A 1,237-nucleotide genomic window follows, 5' to 3' on the forward strand; every position below is an offset into this window, starting at 1 on the left:
GCCCGCGCCGCCGCCGACGCGGTGGCGGCCACCCTGCCCGACCCGGACCTGCTGGACATCGGCGCGGAGACGGTCATCGTGGAGGTGGTGCCGAAACGCGTCACGCTCGCCGGCCGGGACCGGGACCTGCCGGTACGGCTCGCCGACTACCGGGCCGCCGCGCCCGACCCGATCTCCGCGATGGAGCGACCGCTCCTGGTCGACCTGGTCGACCACCACGGCACCCGGTTCTATCCGTTCCTGCGGCGGCAGTTGGTCGCCGCCGGGGTCGACCTGCCCGCCGACTGTCTGCCGTGTCCGCTGCGGCTGGACCGGTACGGGCTGCTGGTGTCGATTCCCACCCCCAGCGGCGGGAGCGCCTGCTACCGGCTCTGCTTCACTCCGCCGCTGAACGGGCAGGAGGACCTGGTGCAGCGGCTGCATCCGGTGCTGTTCCACCCGTGCGACCGGCACTGACCCTCGCTGTTTCGTCGGAGGCGCCGACAGGTTGAGTCAGGGAGGGCATAACTTTTGCTATCTGAATAAAAAGATGACGGGCTATTGAACGAAGCCCGGCCGTCGCAACGATGACCGGATGCGTCGACTCCCAACGGCTCCCCGACGCGTGGTCTCGGGCCTCCTCGCGCTCGTCCTCGCCTCGGCCGCCGTCCTCCTCGGGTCCACCCCACCGGCCGCCGCCCACGGCACCCTGGCGACGTCCACACCGGCGGAGGGCGCCACCGTCGACACACCACTGACCACGGTAGAGCTGCAATTCACCGAGCAGGTCCGGGACGACGCGTACTTCGCCGTCACCGCGCCGGGTGGCGCCCGGGTCGACAACGGCTGGACACACGGGACGCCCACGCCGCTGGACCGCCCGGTCCGGGAGTACTTCCTGGTCGACGGTGTCTTCGAGCCACGCGAGTACGCCACCGGCTTCCCGGCGGTGGTGACCCTCGCGCACCTGCCCGCGACCGGCCGCTACTCGGTCAGCTACCTCTCCGTCGCCTCCGACGGCGAGACCGTACGCGGCACCATGAGCTTCCGCTACACCGGACCGGTCACCAAGGCACCCGCCGGCTGGAAGGCGCCCACAGACCAGCCCGCCCCGGCACTGCTCGCCGCCGCCGAGCAGCACGGGACGTCCGGGTCCGGCGCGACGCCCGCCGCCTCACCCGAGGCGGCCCCCGCACCGGCGATGACCGAGCCCTCCTCATCTTCCGGCGACGGCGGGGGCGGCCCCGGATGGCTCGCC

1 protein-coding gene and 1 pseudogene are annotated in these 1,237 nt (G+C 72.5%); both read left to right on the forward strand.

Going from position 1 to position 1,237, the window contains the following annotated elements:
• A pseudogene (locus EYA84_RS32850) lies at positions 1–456 on the forward strand (DUF2470 domain-containing protein); the annotation flags it as partial.
• 118 nt (positions 457–574) lie between these two features.
• Positions 575–1,237 (forward strand): copper resistance CopC family protein (locus EYA84_RS32000; protein WP_131057875.1); only part of this gene is annotated, 663 nt, incomplete at its 3' end.

Origin of the sequence: Verrucosispora sp. SN26_14.1, assembly GCF_004307965.1 — a bacterium.
Taxonomy (GTDB): Bacteria; Actinomycetota; Actinomycetes; order Mycobacteriales; family Micromonosporaceae; genus Micromonospora.